The 669-nt window shown below is 55.6% G+C and carries 1 pseudogene; it reads right to left on the bottom strand.

From position 1 onward, the window contains the following. Window positions 1-619, bottom strand: a pseudogene (locus H6A60_RS12135) (S8 family serine peptidase); the annotation flags it as partial. Between the last annotated feature and the right edge of the window lie 50 nt (window positions 620-669).

Genomic DNA, 669 nt, shown 5'->3' with positions numbered 1-669 from the left:
AAATGCGAGCCGTACCGTCAGCCATTTCGGCAACGCGAGCGCCGCCGATGCCCTGTGCCTGGTCCTTAACAGCACGCGTCATCGTGATCGTGTTGACGATCGCCGCGTTCTGAGCATTCAGGAACGCATCGTTGGCGAGGGAGTCGTACGTACGGGTCACCTGATCCTTCGTAGCACCAAGGATCTGGTCGAAGAGCACACCTTCGCCGGCAGCGCCAATCGCTGCACCGATCTTGTGCGCATTGCTCGAGGAGCCGTAGTCGTCGAAAGAACCTTCGTCGTAGGAGAGCGAACCCGTGATCTTGTTGTCTTCGAACGTAACATCCGTATCGAAGAACGCATAGTCCGGGTTGACAATAGCCGTACCCGTGATCGAACCGTCGGCGGTAACCGTACCCGTCTGAATTTCTCCAGCGTAAGCGGCCTTGAGCGTGTCAAGGTCCGTGCTGCCGACGGAGATGTACGAGCCTTCGGCGAAGGTGATGTTGCCAACGGAAACGTCTTCACCAGCAGAGATAAGATAACGGCCGCCTGCATTGACTTCAATGTCAACGGAGTGATCGGCGCTTTCATCCTTGATCTCGCCCTTCAGTGTGAATTCGTCGTTGTAGGAATTCATGATACCGAAGGAACCGCCATTCACAACAACCTTACCATTTGCGGTCGTCT

Source organism: Sutterella massiliensis, from assembly GCF_016899755.1.
Taxonomy (GTDB): domain Bacteria; phylum Pseudomonadota; class Gammaproteobacteria; order Burkholderiales; family Burkholderiaceae_F; genus Sutterella; species Sutterella massiliensis.
This window is presented reverse-complemented; position numbering and strand designations above follow the sequence as displayed.